This window comes from Synechococcus sp. R50.1, from assembly GCF_047462115.1.
Classification (GTDB): domain Bacteria; phylum Cyanobacteriota; class Cyanobacteriia; order Thermostichales; family Thermostichaceae; genus Thermostichus.
Window position 1 is genome coordinate 18258 of the sequence record NZ_JANSIN010000004.1, and the last position, 22813, is coordinate 41070.

At 59.6% G+C, this 22813-nt stretch carries 21 protein-coding genes and 1 tRNA gene; 10 read left to right on the plus strand and 12 right to left on the minus strand.

The genetic code is table 11. From position 1 onward, the window contains the following. Positions 1 to 75: 75 nt before the first annotated feature. The 3 genes from NW870_RS01990 to NW870_RS02000 all read right to left on the minus strand — a co-directional run bounded on the left by NW870_RS01990 (position 76) and on the right by NW870_RS02000 (position 948). On the minus strand, positions 76 to 270 hold the full coding sequence (locus NW870_RS01990) for a hypothetical protein (protein ID WP_011433320.1): 195 nt from the start codon (positions 268 to 270) through the stop codon (positions 76 to 78). 70 nt (positions 271 to 340) lie between these two features. After that, positions 341 to 425: transfer RNA gene (locus NW870_RS01995), tRNA-Ser, on the minus strand. Positions 426 to 510: 85 nt separating this feature from the next. Beyond that, the gene (locus NW870_RS02000; RefSeq protein WP_414373638.1) at positions 511 to 948 is read right to left on the minus strand and encodes a tetratricopeptide repeat protein; all 438 of its coding nucleotides are present in this window, start codon (positions 946 to 948) and stop codon (positions 511 to 513) included. Between the two features lie 260 nt (positions 949 to 1208). On the opposite strand from NW870_RS02000, the gene NW870_RS02005 reads away from it, so the two are divergent. Next, positions 1209 to 1841, plus strand: coding sequence for a DUF4384 domain-containing protein (locus tag NW870_RS02005; RefSeq protein WP_414373639.1), 633 nt, complete (start codon positions 1209 to 1211; stop codon positions 1839 to 1841). Between the two features lie 185 nt (positions 1842 to 2026). Then, the gene (locus tag NW870_RS02010; protein ID WP_414373641.1) at positions 2027 to 2422 is read left to right on the plus strand and encodes a DUF4346 domain-containing protein; all 396 of its coding nucleotides are present in this window, start codon (positions 2027 to 2029) and stop codon (positions 2420 to 2422) included. 33 nt (positions 2423 to 2455) lie between these two features. Here NW870_RS02010 and groL read toward each other — a convergent pair whose 3' ends face one another. The 4 genes from groL to NW870_RS02030 form a co-directional block, all read right to left on the minus strand. Further along, positions 2456 to 4075 carry a chaperonin GroEL gene (gene groL / locus NW870_RS02015; protein ID WP_414373643.1) on the minus strand — a complete coding sequence of 540 codons (1620 nt, stop codon included), beginning with the start codon at positions 4073 to 4075 and terminating at the stop codon, positions 2456 to 2458. 199 nt (positions 4076 to 4274) lie between these two features. After that, positions 4275 to 4601 carry a 30S ribosomal protein PSRP-3 gene (locus NW870_RS02020; RefSeq protein WP_414330048.1) on the minus strand — a complete coding sequence of 109 codons (327 nt, stop codon included), beginning with the start codon at positions 4599 to 4601 and terminating at the stop codon, positions 4275 to 4277. A gap of 88 nt (positions 4602 to 4689) precedes the next feature. Then, positions 4690 to 5805, minus strand: a complete 1116-nt coding sequence (locus NW870_RS02025) for an NAD(P)/FAD-dependent oxidoreductase (protein WP_414357710.1) — start codon at positions 5803 to 5805, stop codon at positions 4690 to 4692. Between the two features lie 11 nt (positions 5806 to 5816). Beyond that, complete coding sequence (locus tag NW870_RS02030; RefSeq protein WP_414330053.1) at positions 5817 to 6296, minus strand: GNAT family N-acetyltransferase; 480 nt, start codon at positions 6294 to 6296, stop codon at positions 5817 to 5819. A gap of 152 nt (positions 6297 to 6448) precedes the next feature. Here NW870_RS02030 and NW870_RS02035 point away from each other — a divergent pair, with 152 nt between their 5' ends. Together NW870_RS02035 and NW870_RS02040 are read left to right on the plus strand one after the other, a co-directional pair. Beyond that, entirely contained in the window at positions 6449 to 7159 is a 711-nt protein-coding gene (locus NW870_RS02035) for a Uma2 family endonuclease (RefSeq protein ID WP_414330056.1), read from the plus strand. Positions 7160 to 7246: 87 nt separating this feature from the next. Beyond that, entirely contained in the window at positions 7247 to 7879 is a 633-nt protein-coding gene (locus NW870_RS02040; RefSeq protein WP_414373646.1) for a lysophospholipid acyltransferase family protein, read from the plus strand. Here the strand turns inward: NW870_RS02040 and NW870_RS02045 are convergent. Next, positions 7848 to 8297: a (2Fe-2S) ferredoxin domain-containing protein gene (locus tag NW870_RS02045; RefSeq protein ID WP_414331431.1), complete on the minus strand. Its 450-nt coding sequence runs from the start codon at positions 8295 to 8297 to the stop codon at positions 7848 to 7850. The two genes, NW870_RS02040 and NW870_RS02045, sit on opposite strands and share 32 nt — an antisense overlap. Positions 8298 to 8356: 59 nt before the next feature. On the opposite strand from NW870_RS02045, the gene NW870_RS02050 reads away from it, so the two are divergent. Beyond that, a complete protein-coding gene (locus tag NW870_RS02050) occupies positions 8357 to 8917 on the plus strand; it encodes a 2'-5' RNA ligase family protein (protein WP_414373648.1) in 561 nt (186 codons plus the stop codon). A 34-nt stretch (positions 8918 to 8951) separates the two neighbouring features. Here the strand turns inward: NW870_RS02050 and gap are convergent, their stop codons facing one another. The 4 genes from gap to NW870_RS02070 form a co-directional block, all read right to left on the minus strand. After that, positions 8952 to 9971, minus strand: coding sequence for a type I glyceraldehyde-3-phosphate dehydrogenase (gap, locus tag NW870_RS02055; RefSeq protein ID WP_414373651.1), 1020 nt, complete (start codon positions 9969 to 9971; stop codon positions 8952 to 8954). Positions 9972 to 10127: 156 nt separating this feature from the next. After that, the gene (locus NW870_RS02060; RefSeq protein WP_414373653.1) at positions 10128 to 10643 is read right to left on the minus strand and encodes a Crp/Fnr family transcriptional regulator; all 516 of its coding nucleotides are present in this window, start codon (positions 10641 to 10643) and stop codon (positions 10128 to 10130) included. 76 nt (positions 10644 to 10719) lie between these two features. Then, positions 10720 to 11538 carry an ABC transporter ATP-binding protein gene (locus tag NW870_RS02065; protein ID WP_414357705.1) on the minus strand — a complete coding sequence of 273 codons (819 nt, stop codon included), beginning with the start codon at positions 11536 to 11538 and terminating at the stop codon, positions 10720 to 10722. 74 nt (positions 11539 to 11612) lie between these two features. Continuing rightward, positions 11613 to 11948 carry a hypothetical protein gene (locus tag NW870_RS02070; protein ID WP_414357704.1) on the minus strand — a complete coding sequence of 112 codons (336 nt, stop codon included), beginning with the start codon at positions 11946 to 11948 and terminating at the stop codon, positions 11613 to 11615. A gap of 418 nt (positions 11949 to 12366) precedes the next feature. On the opposite strand from NW870_RS02070, the gene NW870_RS02075 reads away from it, so the two are divergent. The 5 genes from NW870_RS02075 (at position 12367) to NW870_RS02095 (ending at position 22800) form a co-directional block, all read left to right on the plus strand. Continuing rightward, a complete protein-coding gene (locus NW870_RS02075) occupies positions 12367 to 15219 on the plus strand; it encodes a helicase-related protein (RefSeq protein WP_414357703.1) in 2853 nt (950 codons plus the stop codon). Further along, entirely contained in the window at positions 15216 to 19388 is a 4173-nt protein-coding gene (locus tag NW870_RS02080) for an Eco57I restriction-modification methylase domain-containing protein (RefSeq protein ID WP_414373655.1), read from the plus strand. The genes NW870_RS02075 and NW870_RS02080 overlap by 4 nt, the downstream gene beginning before the upstream one ends. 43 nt (positions 19389 to 19431) lie before the next feature. Then, entirely contained in the window at positions 19432 to 19635 is a 204-nt protein-coding gene (locus NW870_RS02085; RefSeq protein ID WP_011433302.1) for a type II toxin-antitoxin system VapB family antitoxin, read from the plus strand. Between the two features lie 2 nt (positions 19636 to 19637). Beyond that, entirely contained in the window at positions 19638 to 20033 is a 396-nt protein-coding gene (locus tag NW870_RS02090) for a PIN domain nuclease (protein WP_011433301.1), read from the plus strand. A gap of 268 nt (positions 20034 to 20301) precedes the next feature. After that, positions 20302 to 22800, plus strand: a complete 2499-nt coding sequence (locus tag NW870_RS02095; RefSeq protein ID WP_414373658.1) for a DEAD/DEAH box helicase — start codon at positions 20302 to 20304, stop codon at positions 22798 to 22800. The last annotated feature ends 13 nt before the right edge of the window (positions 22801 to 22813 follow it).

Sequence of the window (22813 nt, forward strand, 5' to 3'; positions counted from 1 at the left end):
ATTTAGCAGAGCTGACACAGGCAGGCAAGGGCGGCTGTTCGATATTCATGTCCCGCCTTGTTTGGGATGCGACGGTCAGGATGGGGATCCCTCTGTGAGGATTTGGTTAACCTTTTCTGTCCACTGGGGATCTTCAGGTGCAATCACTATGCTCTTGGGTCGGGATCCCAGTTCCCGATAGATGGGCTCCACTGCGGGAGTGCCCCGCAACTGCCAAGCTATGTCTTTGAGCTGTTGAGTGGTCAAGGTCGATAAATCAAGGATGGTCATGTGGATAGCTCCCCCTCTGGGCCAGTGAATCTCTGTAGCTTCGACCCGTTGGGCTTTACCTCAAGATAAACGGAGAGGGTGGGATTCGAACCCACGGTGGCGTCAACCACGGCAGTTTTCAAGACTGCTTCCTTAAACCGCTCGGACACCTCTCCAAATTGCCGGGATCCCCAGGCTTTACTTATGTTACGCAATGGGTTTCTGGCTGTGCAATCGCTGCCGACCACAACCCCCACAGATTTACCCGCCACTGCCGCTAGAGACCTGAGTGGACGCCTGATGGTTGCGAATGGCCCGCTTGACCAAATTGAGGAAGGCAAAGGCCCGTTGGTCGGTGGGATCCAAGCGCATCACCGCTTGAAAGGCTGCTTCCGCCTGTTGCAGAACGGCCAGATCGATTTGTCCATCCTCATCGGCTTCCAGTTGGGCCTTTTGCAAGAGGAGGGCCCCTCGATTGTAATGGGCTGCCACATGGTTGGGATCTGCCGCCAAAACGGCTTCCAGCTCTGTCAGGGCCGGATCCAGATAGCCGCTCATGCCCAGTACCCAGGCCAGCTTGTAACGAGCTTCGGTATGGGTTGGGTCGGAAGCAACCGCCTGCCGAAATGCCCGGATGGCAGCCTGGAAATCGCCCGCTTGTACCGCTGCAATGCCCTCTTGGTAGCTATCGTGAGCCATGAGCAAGTTTGGGGTTGAATGGGAACCTGGCGTGAGGTTATTTGCAGCTTAACCCTTGCCAAACGTGTTGCCCCCAATTCCCATCCTAGATGCCGAGAACAGAGCTGTGCCCCTGCCGGTTCAGCGTCTTTTCCCCCTGGGTGATGCCATCTGCAGCAGGAGAAACTGCCGCGGCAGGAGATTGGAGATTGCGCAAAGCCTGACCCCCTCAACCTGTGCCCCTTCCTAGGATGAACATAGCCATTGATCGGTTGTGAACCATGAACGCCAAACTGCTTTTCCTACCGCTGGCTTTGGGGCTGTCTGTAGCTCCGGCCACCGCCGTTTTTCCGCAAACCCTGGGCATCTACCCTCCTTTACAGAGGCTGCAACTGGCCGATACCCGTCAGTTGGATGCTGGCACCCGCTCCATCATCGTCAACCCCGTTCCTTCCGACCTGCGGGTGAATCTGGAGCTGGATCGGCGCGGGTCTAACCCCATCTACCGGCCTGGCGAGCCGATTTCTATTACCCTGAGCACCAACCGCGATGCCTACGTCTACTTGTTCAGCATCCAAGCCGATGGCCGTACTCACCTGATTTTGCCCAACCGCTTTTCCGGCGGCAACGAGTTTCTGCGGGCCGGAGAAGTGCGCACCTTCCCACCGCCGGGGGCCAGCTACCGGTTGACCATCGCTCCGCCTTTCGGTCAAGCCCAGGTGTTGGCGGTGGCATCCCCCCGTCCGCTGAACTTCCAGGAGATCGCCTCTTTTGAGCAGAGTGGATCCTTTGCCGATGTGCGGGTGCGGGGATCCCAACTGGGCAATGCCATTGCCCGCGCCATCATCGTCGAGGGGATCCCTTCCGACCAGTGGGTGACGGCCACCCGATTCTATCGGGTTGCCCCGCGCTAATCCAAGCTCTGAGACCTCAGGTGGATGGCCCGCACAGGATCCCATTGGATTGGGTGCATGACCAGGCCGGGAAGGGAGTCAACTCTCCCAAAGGTTGCCTAAAGATTGGGTTCATCTGCCACAATGAGAGCAGCCAAAGGTAGTCTCGGCTACGTTTCTCCTGTGCGGTTTTGGTCGGCCGTTCTATGTCCCCTTCCTCCAATCCCCTGAGCGAGCAGATTCGCAGTATTGACGACCATCTCTCCCGCCGACCCCTGGATCTGGATCCGGCGGGCTATTTCGTCATCTACTTGGATCGGGAGCAGAACCTCATTTGCGCCAAGTACTACAGCACCGTCATCAATGAGCGGGGGCTGGCCACCGATCCGGAAACAGGAGCTGTGATCCCGGCAAAGGGCCCCGTCAACCGATCCCCTGAACGGGTGTATGTTGGGCGCACGGCCAAAGAACTGTGTGTACAGATCTTTGAAAAGGAGCAGGAGAGAGTGGTCTCCCAGCTCAGCCATGCGGCCTACTTGGGAAGGGAGTTTCAAAAAGCCGAAGCCGCCCTCATCTCCGGCGAGGAGTACATCCAGGACTGATCCCTTCCCAAGCAGGGCCAGAGCTCATTGAGACTACATCATCCCCTTGGCCCCAGAGCCAGCCGCCGGTTTGGGCTCAGGCTTTTCCACCACAATCGCTTCGGTTGTGAGGTACATTCCGGCTATGGAAGCCGCGTTTTGCAGCGCTGAGCGCACCACTTTGGCCGGATCGACGATCCCCTGGGCAAACATATCCACATAGGTTCCGCTCAGGGCATCGAAGCCAAAGGGCATCTCCTTCTCCAAAACCTTTTCCACCACCACTGACCCTTCCAGACCGGCATTGTGGGCAATCTGAAAGAGAGGGGCCTGCAAGGCTCGGTAAACAATTTCTGCCCCCACCTGTTCTTCGGCATTCAACTTGGCCTTGAAAGCCGGGATCCCTTTGGAGAGGTGCAATAGCGTCGCCCCGCCGCCAGGGACGATCCCTTCTTCCACCGCAGCTCGGGTGGCATTCAGGGCATCCTCAATGCGCAGCTTGCGATCTTTAAGTTCTGTTTCAGTGGCAGCCCCCACTTTGATCACCGCCACTCCCCCGGCTAACTTGGCGATGCGTTCTTGCAGTTTCTCGCGGTCGTACTCGGAATCGGTGGTTTCCAGTTGCTTGCGAATTTGAGCCACTCGCTTTTCCACCGCCGCCTTGGTGCTGCCATCGGTCACAATGGTGGTCTTGTCTTTGGTGACGGTGATCTTGCGGGCCACCCCCATCATGTCCAGGGTGACCTTATCCAGCTTGATGCCAACATCCTCAGAGATGAGCTGTCCGCCGGTGAGAATGGCGATATCTTCCAGCATGGCTTTGCGCCGATCCCCAAAAGCCGGAGCCTTGACCGCCACCGCATTGAGTACCCCCCGCAGGCGGTTCACCACCAATGTGGCCAGAGCCTCTCCCTCCACATCCTCCGCAATGACCAGAAGAGGCCGACCCTCGCGGGCCACCCGCTCTAGGATGGGCACCAGATCTTGCAGGCTGGAGATCTTGTTGCTGGTAATCAGCAGATAAGCATTCTCATACTCGGCCACCATCCGCTCCGAGTCTGTGACGAAATAGGGGGAAATGTAGCCGCGGTCAAACTGCATCCCCTCCACCACGTCCAACTCGGTTTCCAGCGACTTGGATTCTTCGACCGTGATCACCCCATCTCGCCCTACAGCATCCATGGCCTTGGCGATCATCTCTCCCACTTCGCTGTCATTGCCAGCAGAGATAGTGGCTACTTCGGCGATGGTTTTACGGCCTTCCACAGGCTTGGCATGAGCTGCAATTTGCTCCACCAAGTAGGCAGTGGTCTTTTCAATGCCGCGCCGCAGAGCCACAGGGTTGGCGCCCGCCGAGATGTTTTTGAGCCCTTCCCGCACCATGCTTTGGGCCAGGATGGTGGCTGTGGTGGTACCATCTCCGGCCACATCGTTGGTCTTAGAGGCCACTTCCCGCATCAACTGGGCGCCTGTGTTCTCCAAAGGATCGGCCAACTCAATTTCCTTGGCAATCGTGACCCCGTCGTTGACGATTTGGGGGGCACCAAACTTCTTCTCCAAGACCACGTTGCGTCCTTTGGGGCCAATCGTAACCTTGATTGCATCCGCCAGTTGGTTGATGCCCTGCTCCAATGCCTTGCGGGCCTCTTCTCTAAACAGAATCCGCTTTGCCATAGAATCCGCGATCCTCGTAAGTCTGACTGGGCTCCTACTTTGGGTACTGCCAGGCGGAGTGGGGTTCCCAGGAATCCTCCGGCTCGGCTAGCAGGGAGTTAGCACTCTAAACTCCCGAGTGCCAATCTAGCTCAAAGACGGGAGCCTGAGCAAGATGGGCAGATCCGGAGTCACGTTTTGGCTGACAGGGGGGAGAGGGCTAGGAGTTGCCGCCGATCAGGATGTCGGGAAACTGGGCCTGGGCTTCGCTGATGGGGCGGTTGCGCCCGCCGTTTTGCCAGTAGTTGATGAGTTCGGTGGCTCGGTTGAGCAGCTCAATGCGATCCACCTCGCTGATCCAGGTTTTGCTTTCCAGCTCAGCCTTAAGCTGCTCCCAAGCGTCATCCCGCGGCCAGAAAAAGTAGTGGGTGAGGGGGCTGCGGTTTTTGGCCACCACCTGATCGACGGCAATAGCCAAATCGTTTTCCAACCAGAGGGCTTTTAGGGCGAACTTCGGCAAGGCTCTCTTCTCCTTTGGGCTACTCAACGGACGATCCGATCCTAACCAGGCAGCCTTTCATTCTGACATATGTCCTGTCCATCGGCGGGCCGAGAGCCGGAAGATGGATACGGGCTCAGCCCTGTCTGGGGGCAAAGGGCCCTAGATCACAGAGGGCTGTTTCCCCTTTCAGTACCAAGTCCCGCAGGATGGCGGCGCTGATCGGGGCCAGCAACACTCCATTGCGATAATGGCCGGTGGCAATGAGCAGATTGGCGTAGCCAGGAGCCCAACCCAGGATGGGGGCGCGCTGTCCCACTGGTCGAGGCCGATGGCCGGCCCAATGATCCAACAAAGTTGCTTCGGCCAAAGCCGGGCAGAGTCGGATGGCGCGGGCCAGCAGATCTTGTAGCGCCAGCAGCGTCGGCTCGGGATGAGGGGCCTGAAATTCCACTGTTGCCCCCACCCACAGGGATCCATCCCCCAGGGGAACCAGATGCAGATCCGCGTCGGTGACCACGGGCCCCAGGGGGATCCCGGGAGCTCTGACCCGCAGGGCCTGGCCTTTGACCGCTTGCAGGGGCACCTGCAACCCCAGCTCTTTGGCCAGAGGGGAGCTGCCCAGACCTGCCGCCAGAATGACGTGACCTGCCGAGAGGGTGAGAGCGGGGGTGTAAACCGCTTGCAGGCGAAAGGGGGGATCCGAGCTGCGCTGAATCTTCTGGACAGGCTGGTGGAAGAAAAAGCGGGATCCCTTGCGTTGGGCTGCTTCCAAGAGAGCCTGGGTTAGGAGCTTGGGCTGGACTTGTCGATCCTGGGGAGAGTAGATGGCCGCCGCCAGGTCGCTGCGCAGGCCGGGCTGCAGGGATCCCACTTCGGCAGGGCTGAGCAGATCTAGGCGGTAACCTGCTTGTCGGCGGGCCGCCAGGGTCTCTTGCCAAGCTTCCACTTCCTCCTCCCTGAGGAGTTTGAGAATGCCGCGCCGATTGACGGGCAAACTCCGGCCCAGGTCTTCCTCCAGCCGCGCGATTAGGGGATCGAACAGCTCCAGGCTTTTTAGACGCAACTGCACCACCTCCCCGCTAGGCTGGCGGCTGCAGATCCCCATCAACACCCCCAGCGACGCGCCCGCGGCGCCTGAGGCCGGCTCCCCGGCATCCACTCCAATGACCGACAGCCCAGCTGTGGCCAATTCGTAGGCAATGGCACAGCCCACCACTCCACAGCCAATCACCAACGCATCACAGTTCAACAGCCCGACCCTCAACGGAGACGCTTTTCGTAGTGATACTCCACAGAGTTGCTGCGATCGTGCAATTCACGAATTTCCGGCAGACGCACATAGCCGAGCCGCTCATAAACCCGATGAGCCGTCGTGAAGCGAGTATCTGTCCACAGATGCAGAGAGTCCGCCTGCTGCTGCCGAGCCGCAAATTCGGCCTGTTCAATCAAACGCCGACCCAAACCCCGACCGCGCACTGCGGGCAGAGTGTAGAGTTTTTTCAGCTCCATGCGCCCAGGGATCCCATCGGGCACAAGGCCGACACAGCCGACCACTTGATCCTGATGCTGCGCCACCCAAAGGGATCCCCCCATCTCCGCGAAAGCTGTGGCAGGCTGAAGCAACTCCGGCACCTCTTCGATATCCAATACACAGCCTGGATACTCCGCAAAGACCACCTGCAAAATGTGGAGCAGAGCCGCACTGTCCGAGTTTTCCGCAGGACGGATGTCGATCTGCATCGAGCAGCGAAGAAAAAGAAATCATCGTTAAGTAAAGCTTTCTCGATTGTACCTGGGCTTGCTCGAGGACTCTGTTTTCTCTGTTTCTCAGGGAGCAGAGGATCCCTGAGGTGAGCAGCTAAGATCGCTAGCATCCCCAACCCCATCTGCCCATGGATACTGAACTGCTGGTTCCCGACGTCGCCGATCTCGTAACAGAGGATGATACCCCGGTGGATAACTTTGCCTCCGAAAAGCAGCAGCGCCTCTTGACAGGGGCTCTCTACAGCGCTTTGCGCGGCAAAACCTTTTTAGCAGCGGCAAATGTAGGCATCTACACCGCCATCGGTCGGCCCCCGATTGTGCCGGATGTTTTTCTCAGCCTGGACGTCACGGTGCCGGAGCAATGGTGGGAGAAGCAAAACCGTTGCTACCTGCTCTGGCAATTTGACAAGCCGCCGGATGTGGTGATCGAGATCGTCTCCAACCGCGAAGGCGACGAGCTGGAAGGCAAGCTGAGCCGTTATGAGCAGATGCGAGTTAGCTACTACGCGGTCTTCGATCCCAATCATGAGCTGGGGCCAGAGGAGTTGCGCATTTTCGAACTGCGGGGCCGCCACTACGCGGAAATGACCGAGACCTGGCTAGAACAGGTGGGGCTGGGCCTGACGGTGTGGGAAGGCGTTTTTGAGGGGAAACAAGCTCGCTGGCTGCGCTGGTGTGATGCCCAAGGGCAGTTGCTGCTGACCGGCGATGAACGGGCTGAGTTGGAGCGGGAACGGGCCGAGCAAGAACGCCAAAGGGCGGAGCGAGAACATCAACGGGCGGAGCGTCTGGCGGCAAGATTGCGGGCTTTGGGTGAGGATCCCGATTTGGAGAGCTGAAGCCCAGGGATCCCCTTCAGCACCCACCCTCCACTACACTCAGAGAGGGAACTGCTGCCGGAGTGGCAGGGATCGTTGGACTCACAGATGGGTTATCGCCGCCGGGATTGGTTGGCCTACTGGCTGCTCAAGTGGCTGGTGGTCAACCCCTTGTTTCGGGGACTGTATTTTGGGCGCACCTATGGGCAGGAAAACGTGCCTCGCCAGGGATCCCTCATCGTCGTCAGCAACCACGCCAGCCACTTGGATCCGCCGCTGGTGGCCAATGCGGTGCGCCGTCCGGTGGCCTTCATGGCCAAGGAAGAGCTGTTTCGGGTGCCGGGGTTGAAGCAAGCGATTCAGCTCTACGGGGCCTATCCGGTCAAAAGAGGCGGCTCCGACCGCGCTGCCTTGCGAGCCACAGAAGCAGCTTTGGCGCAGGGATGGGCGGTAGGGATCTTTTTGAATGGCACTCGTACCCCCGATGGCCGCATTCCTCAGCCCCACTTGGGAGCGGCCTTGGTTGCAGCCCGCACCCAAACGCCTCTGCTGCCTGTAGCCCTTTGGGGCACGGAAAAGGTCTTGCCCAAGGGATCCCGGTGGCCGCGCTTGTTCTGCCCCATCACGGTGCGCATTGGCAACGTGATTCCCCCCCCTGCTTCCAGCGATAAGGCCGATTTGCAGCAGGTGACGGCAGAGTGCGTGCAGGCTATCCATGCCCTTTTGGATCAGGGGCGCTGAGGGTATCTTGGGCTACCAGATACTCAACAACAGGGATCCCTCCCAAGATGTGCTTTTGAAGAATCTCCTCCACCACCTCCGGCGTGACCGAGTGGTACCAAAACCCACCGGGATAGACCAGCAACACAGGGCCAGGAACAGCATAGTCGCATGCCCGCAGGCAGTTGGCTTTGGTGCGGTGTACCCGCAGGGATCCCCCGCTCCCGATTTCCAGGTTCAATTCCTTGATCCGCGATTTCAAATAGTCCCAGGCTTCCAATCCCACGGCTTTCTCACAACATTTGGGCTTGGTTTGATCTGCACAAAGGAACAAATGCCACTGGTAGGGCGGAATGGGAGCCGGCTGAGGCGCTTGGCCTGGGGATCCGGTTGCCGAGGAGGGATCCAGGATAGGGGAAGAAGCGACAGGACGCGACATAACAAGATGTTTGGGCTTGGCTACAGTTGCATTATCCCCTGTTCTCTAGGTTCTTACCGATGCTGGTGGATAACCCCAAGCAGCGACTGTTTCTTGCTCTGCTCCCCCCTCCAGCACTGCAAGAGCAGGTGACAGCCATCAAACAGCAGTTTGCCGAGCAATTTGCCAGCCAAGCGGCCCTGCGCTCGCCTCCCCACATCACTCTGGTGCCGCCGTTCGAGTGGCCCAGTTCCGATCTGCCGGCCTTGACGGGATCCTTAGAGGCCTTTGCCAAGCAGCAAACTCCCGTCGCCATCCAGTTATCCGGCTTTGGGGCCTTCGCGCCGCGTGTCATTTTTATTCACGTCGTGCCCTCCCCAGAACTGCAGCAGCTACAAGCTCAAGCCCATCACCACATGGGGCTCCTTCTCAACCGGAAAGAAACGACCGCTCAAGCCCGTCCGTTTGTGCCCCACATAACCGTGGCCTTCCGAGACCTAACCCCCGCCCACTTTCGCGCCGCCTGGCCAGAGTTCAAGACGCGTTCTTTCCAGAGTGCGTTTGTAGCGTCAGCTTTGACGCTCCTCCTCCACGACGGCAAACGTTGGCAGGTTTTTGCCCAGTTCTCGATGGGGGAATAATGGGGAACAGAAGAGGGTTGCCAACCAAAGCAGCCTACTCCACCCAGTGAGCGGCCATGTATTCCGCCAAGTCCAACACCCGCTGGGAGTAGCCCCACTCGTTGTCGTACCAAGCCATGACCTTGACCAGATCCCCATCCAGCACACTGGTCATCTCCGCATCCACAATGGCCGAGCAGTCGTGGCCGCGGTAGTCGATGGAGACCAAGGGAATATCCGAGTAGGCGATGATCCCTTTCATCGTGGTTTCCGAGGCTTCCTTCAGGGCAGCGTTTACCTCTTCGGCAATCACGCGCCGCTCCGTCTGCACCACCAAGTCCACCAGAGACACATTGGGCGTGGGAACCCGTACCGCCACCCCATTCAGCTTGCCTTTCAGCTCCGGGATCACCAAAGCCACCGCCTTGGCAGCCCCCGTGGTGGTGGGCACCATGCTCAATGCTGCTGCCCGGGCCCGCCGCAGGTCACGATGGCCCCCATCCAAAATCCGCTGGTCGCCGGTGTAGCTGTGGGTGGTGGTCATGGTGGCGCGAAGGACGCCGAACTTGTCCAGCAACACCTTGATGATCGGGGCGAGGCAGTTGGTGGTGCAACTGGCATTGCTGACAATGTTGTGGCGCACCGGGTCGTAGGTGTGTTGATTAACACCGTAGACAAACGTGGGAATGTCTCCCCCCTTGGCCGGAGCGGTGATCACCACCTTTTTGGCTCCCGCTTCTATGTGCTTAGAGGCGCCCTGGTAGTCGACAAAAACACCTGTAGCCTCGATAACAAGATCCACCTTCCACTCTTTCCAGGGCAGGTTGCTGGGGTTGCGGTCGGAAACGGCATGGATGTGCTTGCCGTTCACCACCAAACCGTTTTCTGCAGGCTCAACGTCTGCTCCCTGCAACGGCCCAAGGATGGAATCGTACTTGAGCAGGTGGGCAGCCGTGCGAGCATCTGAGGTGTCGTTGATGGCAACAATGTCCAGGTTGGACTGGGAGCGACCCAGCCAACAGCGCAAAAAGTTGCGACCAATGCGACCAAACCCGTTGATGGCTACCCTAACCACTGCTCCTGACCTCGCTGCTTGAAATCTCTTGGGGGCTGCTGCTTAGCACATGATATCGCAACCCCTGAACATTCTGAAGACAAAATTTGGGATCCAAGGGGTTGTCTTCGTGGACGTTGACCTGCAAACCTATGCGGAGCAGGGATTGAGCCTCTTTCAAGCGGGATAGCGCTGGTGCAGCAGAGCCATAGCCGAGGCCACATTTTCTACCCCTCGCTGCTCCAGAAGATCCGTGAACATACTATCCAGCCAGTAAAGGTGCTCGCTGATGATCTGGCTCCAGGCGCGGTAGAGTTTCACCTGGACTTCCAGGGGCAGCAGGATCAGCCCTTCGGTGGAAAGGCGTAGGGTTTGCACCTCGGTCATGCTCACTGCCGTAAAGGAGCGCCGCCGCCCCGTCAGCAGAGAAAGTTCCCCAAACAAGCGCCCGGCGTGCAGCGTGGCCAGCCAATAATCTCCCGGATGTCGCACGTACTGGCGACGCAGCTCCACCACTCCACTGAGGATCATGTACAGGTCACTACTGGGATCCCCTTCCTGGAAGATCACCTGGCCTGGGGAAAAGCGGCTGGGCAACAGGGCAGCCGTCAATGCCTTCCACTCGGCATCTTCCAAGGATTGGAAGAGCAAATGCTCGCGAACACGCTCAAACGGATAACGGGTGCTGCTCATCGCGTCGGTGATCCCAAGGGGGGCTTGAGGCCGGCTCTGTCTCATCCTACCCTTGCTGGAATTGACTTGCAGGGGGTCAGTCCTGGCGGAAGACCTCCCTTAAGCTTTCCAGCACTGCTCCTGTCAGCTCAAAGAAGCGGGTGGAGCGCCAGGTCTCGAAGCCGCGTGGCTGGGGGAGATCTACCGGGATCACCTTGGCAATTTGGCCGGGGTTGGGGGTCATCACCACCACTCTGGTGGAGAGAAATACCGCCTCTTGAATGGAGTGGGTAACGAAAAAGACGGTTTTTTGGGTAGTCTCCCAGAGGCGCAGCAGCTCCAGGTTCATTTTCTCGCGGGTGATCTCGTCTAGGGCCCCAAAGGGCTCGTCCATGAACAGCAGCTCGGGGTCAAAGACCAAGGCCCGCGCCAGCGAAACCCGCTGTTGCATACCTCCAGACAGTTGCCAGGGGTAGCTGTGCAAAAAGTTCCCCAGCCCCACCCGCTGCAACATCGCTTTGGCCCGCTCCTGACGCTCTCGTTTGGAGAGGTGCATCACCTGCAGCGGCAACATCACATTCTGCAAAGCCGTGCGCCATTCCAGCAGGGTCGGGGCCTGGAAAATATAGCCGTAGAGCCGCTCCTGCCGGGCCTGTCGGGGGCTTCGTCCTGCAATGGACACGGATCCCTCGCTGGGCTGCTCCAGATCCGCCAAAATACGCAGCAGCGTGGTTTTGCCGCAACCGGAAGGGCCAATCAAGGCGATAAACTCGCCCCGCTGCACCTCCAGATTGATATCCCGCAGCGCCACCAATTCCCCAGACGGGCTGGGGTAGCGCTTGCCAACCCCACGCAAGCTGACCAGGGATCCCACCTCACCGGCCTGTAATCCGTCAGAGACAAGGGAAGGGTTCATGAAAGAAGACAAAGGTCAGAACAGCCATCCACCCCAAAAAACCAAACGGTTAGTTGACAGACCTGACTGGGTGCCTATTCCTCAAGCACGTAGGAAATGGCGTTTTTGTTGACGCAGATAAACTCCGCATGGGCAACACGGCGGCCATTGATAAACATTTCTGAGTCGGTTAAGGGAACAAACGTGCGCTCGTCGTTGAGCAAGCTGGAGACCCGTCGCTCGAACTCCGTCCCCTCCAGAAACACCTCGCCGCGAATGTCGGTGCCATCCAAGGTGCGAATACGGATGCGCCGCCGCTCCTCTCCGATGGCCTGGGCAGTTTCATAGGCTCCCCGTCGGGCTGCTTTCTTGATTGAGCGACCCGCGGTGCTCATGGCCTCTTGCAAATCATCCAACTGTTTGTCGCTCATGTGCCCACTCTAGAACTCAGCACGGGGCCGAAAAGCAGCCCAATCGCTCCCTGTGGAGTTAAGACTAACACAACCGATCGCTCCACCTTACAAGCCGAGGCGCTAACTCTTGCAAAGCTATGCTCTGCACGTCTGTTGTGGGGCAAGACGAGCAACATCATCAAAAAATCAAAAAAGATAATGAAAGGTGGTTTCTCTCCGCCAGAGCACGGACTATGTCCCAGATTCCCTGCTGATGAAGCCACTGACAGCTCAGGTGGTACTGCGTGTAGGTTAGGAAAGAAACCACGGCCCTACTCGTGCCAACGCCGAAGAGGGATGGGTGTGAGGCTACTTAGCTTTATCTTAGTGCGCCCCCGATGGAGGCTGCATGCATCCTGGATCGATTGTCTGCTGCCGAAACCGCGAATGGGTTGTGATGCCCGCAGACACGGACGAGACCATTGTTCTCCGCCCCCTCACCGGCACCCCGGAGGACGTGGTTTACCTTCACCGGGAACTGATGGGTCTGGTGGGCGGTACCCTGCCGTTTGAGCGAGTCACGCCTGCATCCTTCCCGCTGCCCACAGCCGAGGACGTTTCCGACGCCACAAGCGCTCGTCTGCTTTGGCAAGCTGCACGGCTTACGCTGCGCGAGGGGGCTACCCCACTTCGCTCCCTAGGGCGCATTTCCATCCGGCCACGGACGTACCAATTTGTGCCCCTTCTGATGGCCCTGCGTCTGGATCCCGTGCGGCTGTTTATCGCCGATGACGTTGGCGTAGGCAAAACCATCGAAGCTCTGCTGATTGCCAGAGAACTTCTGGATCGCGGCGAAATCCGGCGCTTTTGTATCCTGTGCCCACCCTACCTGTGCGAACAATGGGCTAAGGAATTGGCGGAGAAGTTCAACCTTGAAGCGGTGGTCATCCGCTCCGGAACCGTCGGGCAGCTTGAGCGCCAAACGCCGGTAGGGCGCAGCCTCTACGAACACTTCCCCGTCCAGGTGGCAAGCATTGATTTCATCAAGACGGAGCGCAACCGAAACCAGTTTTTGCAATTCTGTCCTGAGCTAGTCATTGCCGACGAAGTTCACGGGGCAACAGCAGCCCATCCTGGCAGGAACCAGCAGGAACGGCATGCCCTTCTAAAAGCCATCGCTCAAAAGCCCGACCGACATCTGATCCTGCTGACGGCGACCCCCCACAGTGGTATCGAAGACGCCTTTCGTTCCTTGCTGGAACTGCTGCGCCCTGAGTTTGGGGCCTGGGATCCCCAAGCCCTCAATGAGGATCAACGCATCAAACTGGCTCGTCACTTCGTCCAGCGCACGCGGCGGGATATTGCTCAGACCTGGGAAGAAACTGCCTGTTTTCCAACGCGGGAATCTGTAGATGAAACCTACACTCTTTCTGAGCGGAATCGTGAGCTGTTCGAGCGCACCTATGCGTTTTGCTCGGAAATCGTGCGCACCGGCGAACATTTGGAAAAGCGCCAGCGGCGGGTGCGTTACTGGGGCGCTTTGGCGCTCTTACGCTGCGTTATGTCCAGCCCAGCAGCAGCCCTGGCAGCGCTGACCCATCGGGCTGGAGCACCGCTGGCCGAAGAGGAGACCGAGGAATTTGGGCATCTGGTGTTCGAGTCGGCAGAAGGGCGCACCGACGACGAATCGCCCACTCTGGCTCTCGAGGCCACCGGCGCAACTCTGCAAGAACAAGAAGCAGACCGCCGCAAGCTGCGCGAACTCGCTCAATTGGCCAACAAACTCTACGGCACGGACGACGACACCAAGCTTAAGCGGGCCATCAAGATTGTGCGGGATCTGCTGAAGGAAGGCTTCCATCCCATCCTTTGGTGCCGGTATGTCGCTACGGCGGAGTACCTTGCAGACCACCTGCGCCAGTCGTTGGAAACCACAGCCCAAGTGGTGTGGGTCACCGGTCGCATGGGCGACGATGAGCGGGAAGCGAAAATTGCCGAAATCGAACCTAACCGTCCTCGGGTGCTTGTGGCAACGGACTGCCTCTCGGAAGGGGTGAACCTGCAGGAGAAGTTTACGGCTGTCGTTCACTACGACCTGCCGTGGAATCCCAATCGGCTGGAGCAGCGGGAGGGCCGAGTAGATCGCTACGGCCAAAAGGCCGGGCGGGTCAGGGTCATTCGGTTTTTTGGGCGCGACAACCCCATAGACGGCGTGGTGCTTGAGGTGCTGCTCAACAAAGCGCGGGAGATCCACCGCGCCTTGGGCACCCATGTGCCTGTGCCGGAAGCCAGCGAGAGCGTCACGCAGGCCGTTCTTGAAGCCCTCTTCCTGCGCAGGGGACGCTGGTCTGCCGAACGCCAGCTTGTGCTCGACCTTGGCGTGCCAGAAGTGGAAGAGTTTCATCGGCAGTGGCAACAGTACGCCGAGCGCGAGCAGATCAATCGCACCCGGTTTGCCCAGCGGGCGCTCAAGCCCGAAGAAGTGCAGCGGGAAGTTGAGGCCACAGATGCTGTGCTAGGGGATCCCACGGCTGTGCGCGAATTCCTCCTGGCGGCAGCAGAGCGCATTGGTCTGCCTGTTTCCCCGGACAACCGACCGGGTGTCTTTCGGGCGAGCATCACTCCAGAGGCGACCAGAACCCTGCCTGAACTGGTCAAGTTGGCCCTGCCCTCCCCCAAGGACGGTCGGTGGCTCATCAGCTTCGACTCGCCCACGCCTGAAGGGGCGGAATACATTGGCCGAAACCACCGCTTCGTAGCCACGTTGGCCCGCTACCTCTTCGAGGCAGCCTTGAACGATCCCAGCCCCAATAGCAGGGTGGTCTCCCGCTGCGGCGTCCTGCGCACCCGTGCCGTAACCAAACTCACGACCATCCTGCTGCTGCGTATACGCTACCTGGTCGAGCAACCTGCTGCCCGATCCCTTTTATCGGAAGAAGTCCTGGTGCTTGCCTATGTTGGCCTGGGAGGCAGCAATCCCCAGTGGCTGGAGACCGGCGATGCCTTGCGGCTGCTGGCAGAAGCCCAGCCGGATGACAATCCCCCTCTGGCCGAGAAGCAGGAGCTAATCCGACGGGTGCTCAGCAACCTTGGAGACTGGCACAGGGATCCCCCTGAAGCCTGGGGCACAGGGCACTTGCTGCAACAAGCCATCCGGGATCGAATTGTCCGCCGCGCGGACGAACTGACTGCTGCTCACAAACGCGTCTGTCAGGCGGTGGCACTGCAGGTGCGGGGGCTGGCGGTCAAGCCGCAATTTCCTCCCGATCTTCTGGGACTCCTTGTCTTGCAACCTGTGGTGTCGCGATGAGCCAGTTCCCTGCCGTACGCCTTGAAGGGGGGCTTTTGGGCCCCGATACGCTGGAAAAGCTCCTTGCCGGCGAGCTTACTGGGCAGAAGCCGAAAGACTTTGGGCTGGACAACCGGCGCAGCCTGACGGATGAGATTGCCGGCGTCTTTGCCGAGGCCCGCGCCCAGTGGGAGATCTTCCGGCGTCGCCTAGAGCGCCTGCCGGAGAGCGACTTGGCCACCTCGGTTACTCGCGATGTCTGGTTGATCCCGTTTCTGAGCCTGCTGGGGTACGAGCTGCGCTACAACGCGCGCGCCTACGAAATAGACGGTGCCACGTTTGCCATTTCGCATCGCGCCGGAGAGGCGGAGGATGCACCGCCAGTCCACATTGTCGGGGTTCGGCAGGAGCTGGGGCGTCTGGCTCCCAGCGGTCGACCAAGACTTGCGCCCCATTCGCTGGTGCAGGAGTACCTCAACCGCAGCGATCACCTCTGGGGCATTGTGAGCAACGGCCTGAGGCTGCGCCTTTTGCGAGATTGCACCTTCGTGCGTCGCCAAGCCTACGCCGAGTTTGACCTGCAGCAAATCCTGGAGGAGCAGCGCTTTAACGACTTTGCCATCCTCTACCGGCTGCTGCACCGCAGTCGGCTGCCGCACAGGGCTGAAGATGCCCCAACCTGCCTGCTGGAGCAGTACTACCGGGACGCCTTGGAACAGGGGGGGCGGGTACGGGATCGGCTGCGGGATGGTGTGGAGCAATGTCTGAAGCGCTTGGCCAACGGCTTTCTGGAGCGCTCCAACAACACTGACCTGCGGAGGCGGATCGACCCGAAAGCCGGCAGCTCAGAGCCTCTCACCCCAGAGGAGTTCTATCGGCAACTGTTGCGCTTGGTCTATCGCTTTCTGTTTTTGCTGGTCTCGGAGGAGCGGGGGCTGATTAGCGACAATCCTCTCTACCGGGATCACTACAGCGTGACGCGGTTGCGGCGGCTTTTGGATCGGCAGAGTGCCTATACCGAACACGAGGATCTTTGGTGCAGCTTGCGGGTGCTGTGGAGGGTGTTCTCGAAGGAAGAGCTGGCCAACCTGTTGAAGGTCTCTCCTCTTAACGGCGAGCTTTTTGCTCCCCTCGATCTAGATACCTACAGCCTCAGCAATCGGGCTCTGCTGGAGGCCTTTTGGCATCTATCCTACTATCGGGAAGATGCTTCCGCCTCACCTCGGCGCGTGAACTATGCGGCGCTGGATGTGGAGGAACTGGGCTCGGTCTATGAAAGCCTGCTCGAATACCACCCTCAGATTGACACCTCGGGAAGGATCCCCCGCTTTGAGTTGGCCTTCGGGTCAGAGCGCAAGAGCACCGGCTCCTACTACACCCCGCCGGAGCTGGTGGCAGAACTCATCCGCTCGGCGCTGGAACCGGTTCTAGCAGAGCGGCTGGCCAAAGCCAAGCCAATGGCGGATGCCGAACAGGCCCTGCTCTCCCTCCGCGTCCTTGACCCCGCCTGCGGATCGGGACACTTTCTGCTGGCTGCCGCCCGCAGGTTGGGCAAGGAACTGGCAAAGATCCGCACCGGCGAAGAGGAACCCGCCCCCGAGCGTGTCCGCGAGGCCATCCGCGATGTGGTGGCGCACTGCATCTACGGCGTGGACAAAAACCCCCTGGCGGTGGAACTCTGCCGCGTGGCCCTGTGGCTGGAGGCCCACTGCGCCGGCAAGCCCCTCACCTTCCTGGATCACCACATCAAGTGCGGCGATTCGCTGGTGGGTGTCTTGGATTTGGCGATTTTGGAAAAGGGCATCCCCGATGAAGCCTTTACCCCGGTTAGCGCTGACTCCAAGGAGGCTGCCCGCTCGCTAAAGCAGCGCAATCGCACCGAGTGCCAGAGTTTGCAAACAGGGCAGCTTTCCCTTGCTTTTGACACTGACCAGGTGGTGGCTGAGCTTAGCCAGGAGCGACAGAAGCTAGAAGCCATTCCAGACAACTCCCCGGCAGAGGTTAGCCGCAAGCAGCAGCTCTACAGCCGCTACTGCCAAGACCCGCAACACCAAAAGCTAGTGGAAGCCTGCAACCTGTGGACAGCCGCTTTTTTCCAGCCCTTGATCCCTGACTTCTCTAGGGCCATTACCACCCAAGCCGTGGCTGATCGACTGCAGGAGAGAACCCCCTCCCAGGCCCTTGCCACTGCTCAGGCCCTCGCCGTCGAGAACCGGTTTTTCCACTGGCCGCTGGAGTTCCCGGAGGTGTTTGAAAGTGGCGGCTTTGATGTGATCCTCTCCAACCCGCCCTGGGAGCAAATTCAACTGGAAGAGCAGGAATTCTTCGCCAGCCGCGATGCCCAGATCGCCCGCGCCTCTAATGCCGCCGCCCGCAAACGGCTGATCGCCGACCTACCCAAGACCAACCCCGCCCTCTGGCACGACTACCAGCGTGCCCTGCACGGCGCCGAAAGCACCAGCCGCTTTTTACGGGGCAGTGGTCAATATCCCCTCGCCGGCCGCGGCCGTATCAACACCTACTCGGTCTTTGCCGAACGGGTGCGTAGCCTGCTCAATATCCGGGGGCGGGCGGGCATCATCGTCCCCACCGGCATCGCCACCGACGCGACCAACCAGTTCTTCTTCGCCGATCTGGCAGGCAAGGGGCAACTGGCAAGTCTGTTCGATTTTGAGAACCGCCAGCGACTCTTTCCGGCAGTGGATAGCCGCATGAAGTTCTGCCTCCTCACCCTGGCAGGATCGTGGCAACCGACGCCAGCCGGCGTGTGCGAAGCGGCGCCGATGGTCTTCGCCTTCTTTGCCACCCATGCCGATCACCTGCGCGACCCGCGTCGCGTTTTCACCCTCACAGCGGACGACATTGCCCGCATCAACCCCAACACCCGCACCCTGCCCGTTTTCCGCACCCAGCAAGACGCCGACCTGACCCGCGCCATCTATCAGCGCGTGCCAGTGCTGGTGAACGACTCTCCTCTCCCCACGGGAGAGGGGCTGGGGGTGAGGGTCAACCCCTGGGGCGTGCAGTTTAAGCAGGGGTTGTTCAATATGTCTTCTGACTCGCACCTCTTCCGCACACGGGCAGAATTGGAGCAGCAGGGGTATCGGTTGGTGGGGAATGTGTTTGTCAGGGGTGAGCCATCCACCGCAACGCACTACCTCCCGCTCTACGAAGCCAAAATGATCTGGCACTACGACCACCGCTACGGCACGTATGAAGGAGTGGATTCGCGTTCCAGCACCCAACTGCCCACCCCCGACGAGCGCCAGCACGCCGATCCGCACTTCGTCGTTCTGCCCTGGTACTGGGTGCCCGCTGAAGAAGTAACGAAGCGCCTGGGCGACTGGCAGCGTGGGTGGTTGGTGGGATTCCGCGATGTTACTAACGCCACTAACGAGCGCACCGCCATCTTCAGCCTGCTGCCCAGAGTTGGGGTAGGACATACGATGCCCATAGTCCTTACGGGTGAGATTTCGGCTATTCATCTCTCGTGTTTTCTAGCCAATCTAAATGTCCTGATTTTTGATTGGGCATTGCGCCAGAAAATTGGTGGGACGCATCTTACTTTCTTCATCCTCCGCCAACTCCCTATTTTTCCCCCCACTGCCTACACCCCCGCCGATCTCGCCTTCATTGTGCCGCGCGCACTGGAACTGACCTATACTGCCTGGGATCTCAAGCCCTTCGCCGACGATGTGTGGAACGAAGCTGATGACGGGCTGCGGGCAGCCATCCATGCTGCGTGGGATGCAAACCGTATTGCTGTCGGCAGGCATGAAGGGCGCCTGCCATCCTGGATCAGCGCTTACCCGGAGATCGAAACCAACCCGCAGAAAGGCATCCCCTTTCCGCCCTTCCGCTGGGACGATACGCACCGCGCGGTGCTGCGTGCCGAACTCGATGCGTACTACGCCCAGCTCTACGGCCTCACCCGCAAGCAACTGCGCTACATCCTCGACCCGGCAGACCTCACCGAACGCGAACTGGAAGACATACTCGACCCGCGGGAAGAGGTGGCAGACCCGCTCGACCCGGCTGGCTACGCTACCCGCGCTGCTGCTAGCACCTTCCCCGGCGAAACCTTTCGCGTGCTGAAGGAGAAGGAGATAGGTCAATACGGCGAATACCGCACCCGGCGGCTGGTACTGGAGGCGTGGGAGAAGCTGGCGCAGCACTCAACAAAAGCTTAGAATACACATAGATCTGCATTTCTATACACACAAGTGGCTCCTCATGCGCACCAACATCGTCCTGGATGACGACCTGATCGAGCGTGCCCGCCAGGTAACCGGCCTCAAGACCAAGCGCGAGGTGATTCACGAAGCGCTGCGTGTCCTGATTCGCCTACACGAGCAAGCTGAGATCCGCAACTTACGCGGCAAGTTGAAATGGGAGGGCAATTTGCAGCAGCAACGCCTGTCGTGCCTGCAGGACTGAGGATGATCCTGGTGGACAGCACCATCTGGATTGATTACTTCAACGGCATTTCATCGCTTCACACCGACTATCTGGATTGGGCCCTGGATCAAACTCTTATCCTGGTGGGCGACCTGATTTTGGCAGAAGTCTTGCAGGGCTTTCGCAAAGATGCCGATTTCGAGCAGGCTCGCTGTGCTCTGGTGAAATTGCATCAGGTGCAAATGGTTAACCCCTCCCTGGCGGTGAAAAGTGCGCAGAACTTTCGCTTGTTGCGTCGCAAAGGCGTGACGGTGCGCAAAACAATAGACAGTTTGATTGCCACTTGGTGCATTGAGAACAATGTTCCGCTCCTCCACCACGACAGTGACTTCGATGGCTACGAGGCGCATCTAGGATTGCGGGTTATTCGTCCATGAGGCAGAGGTGGCCTTCTGCAGACCAGTTTTCTCTTGACATACCCCCTGCCTAAAGGCAAGGGATTCTGGTTCCTGCATTCGGAGAACGCTGCAGCCGTCGGCGGGTACTGGAGGTGTGGGGGAAGCTGGCGCATTGCCGATCCCACTTCGGAGATATCTTTTTGCCGTTCAGCGGGCCGTAGATCTTGGTGGGTGCGGTTTCAAACACCACTTGCGGCATCTTCAAGCTAGGCTTGAGCTAACCAAGCGGGCCTTAAGGGCAGATTCGATGTCCACCATCTTTGATCTCCACGCCACTGTTCTGGACGACTATCGCGATTTTGTCCGCTCCTTTTTTCTCATTGGCGACCAACGGGCGCAAGCCTTTGTGAATCAAGCTCTAGAGGAAGGGATCCACCTCTGGCCAGAACCCCTCCTCCAGCTCAGCCCTAGTTATGTATCTGGTCCAACCGTTGACGAGTTGGCCGAGGCGGGGCGCATTGCCCAAGAAACAGCCCGCATTTTCCGCTTTGAGGATGGCAGACCCTTCCGCCTCTACCGCCACCAGGAGGAAGCTGTTGCCAAGGCCCTAGCAGGCAAGAGTTTTGTCGTTACCAGCGGCACCGGCTCTGGCAAAAGCCTTTGCTACTTCTTGCCCATCATTGACAACTGGATTCGCCAGGGGGGATCCGTGGGCCAGGTGACGGCCCTAGTGGTCTATCCCATGAACGCGCTGGTGAACTCCCAGTACCAGGCTTTACAGGATCTCCGCCAGCGGTATGAGCGCCGCTACAGTCGCCCCTTTCCGCTGCGCTTTGCCAAATACACCGGCGAAACCGAGGAAAGCGAGCGGGAAAACCTGCGGCGGGATCCACCCCAGCTCCTGCTGACCAACTACGTGATGGCCGAGCTACTGTTGGTGCGCCCCGAAGATCAGCGCTTCCTCAGCCCCAACGGCCTGCGCTTTCTGGTCTTTGACGAGCTGCACACCTACCGGGGTCGGCAGGGGGCCGACGTGGCCATGCTGGTTCGCCGCCTCAAGGGACGCTGCGCCGCCAAGAACCTGGTGCACATTGGCACCAGCGCCACCATGATCTCCCGCCCCGAGGCCAGTGCCCTGGAGCGCCGCCAGACCGTGGCCGACTTCGCCAGCCGCTTCTTTGGCCATCCCTTCACACCGGAGCAGATTATCGAGGAGACCCTGGCCCCTTTGAGCGAAGGTGGCCCGCCTTCACCTGAAGAGCTCAAACCCGCCCTCGATCCCCCCTGGCCCACCGACCTAGCTAGCCTGCGCCGCCACCCCTTGATGCGCTGGTTGGAGTACGAGCTGGGCCTAGAGTTAAGTCCCGACGGCATCAAGCGCCGCGTGCCCAGGAAGCTCTCCGAGGTGGCCGCCCAACTGGCAGAGCTGACCAGCACTACCCCTGAGAGCTGCACCGAGTCCCTACGCCAGTTTCTGGCCCACGCCAGCAGCCTGCGGGAGGGCTCTAGCCGCGGCCCGGCCTTGAAGTTGCACCAGTTTATCTCCCAGGGCCGCACCCTCTATGCCACCCTGGAAAGTCGGGACAAGCGGCAGTTTTCCCTGGAAGGACAAGTGCAAGCAGGGGAAGGAAAGCTGTTTTTCCCCGTCAAGTTCTGCCGCCACTGTGGCCAGGACTACTACCACGTCCTCAGGTCAAAGACTCACTTCCTGCCCTATCCTCTGGGGGAAGAGGTTGAGGAAGGCGAAGACCAGCAGGCCGGCTACCTCAGCTTGGATCCCATTGACAACGAGTGGTCGCTGGAGCAGATCCCCGAAGACTGGTACACCCCTGAGGGCAGACTCAGGCCCAACTGGGGAAAGCGCGTCCCCCAAGCCGTCTGGGTGCGCCCGGATGGCTCCTTTTCCGAGTACCCCCAGGCGGAGGCGCAGAAGATGTGGTGGCAGCCCCACCCCTTTTCCCTGTGCCTGGCCTGCGGCGAGTACTACAGGGGCCGCGAGCGGGAGTTTGTCAAGCTGGCTTCCCTCTCCAGCGAAGGCCGCTCCAGCGCCACCACCATCCTTGCCACCTCCCTGCTGCGCCATGCCGAGCAAACCCAGGCCGCTTGCAGCAAGCTGCTGACTTTTACCGACAACCGCCAGGACGCCTCCCTGCAGGCCGGCCACTTCAACGATTTTGTGCATGTGGCCCTTCTGCGGGCCTCGCTCTATGCTGCCCTCCTCAAGAAAAAAGAGCTGGGCTTTGACGAGGTGGCCCAGGAAGTGGTGCGGGCTTCTGGCCTGGAGCTTGCCGACATTGCCCAAAACCCGGCTTTGGATCCCGACTCGCCCAGTGCCGAGGAAGTGTGGCAGACCTTTAGCGAGCTAACCGAATACCGGCTCTATGAAGATCTGCGGCGCGGCTGGCGGGTTACCCACCCCAACTTGGAACAGGTGGGCCTGCTGAAAATCGAGTACCGCGGCCTCGGGGAGCTCTGCCAAAATTCAGCCCTGGCTTCCCTTCACCCCTGGTTTGCCCAAGCCAGCCCTGAGGAGCAAGAGCAACTGCTGCGGGCTCTGTTGGATCAGTTTCGGCGCCAATTGGCCATCGATGTGCCCGTGCTCAAGGCAGAGCCCCAGAGAAGGCTGCGCCGGCGCGCCCAGCAATATCTCAATGAGTTTTGGGGCCTGGAAGAGCATGAGGAGTTGCGGACGGCTCGCTTCTTTGTGCGCCAGAACCCTTCCCGGGAAAACGGGCAAATGCTCAGCCTGGGCCCCCGCAGCACCATTGGTCGCTTCCTCCGCAGGCGCCTTGGCGCCTTGATCTGAACCAAGAAGCCTA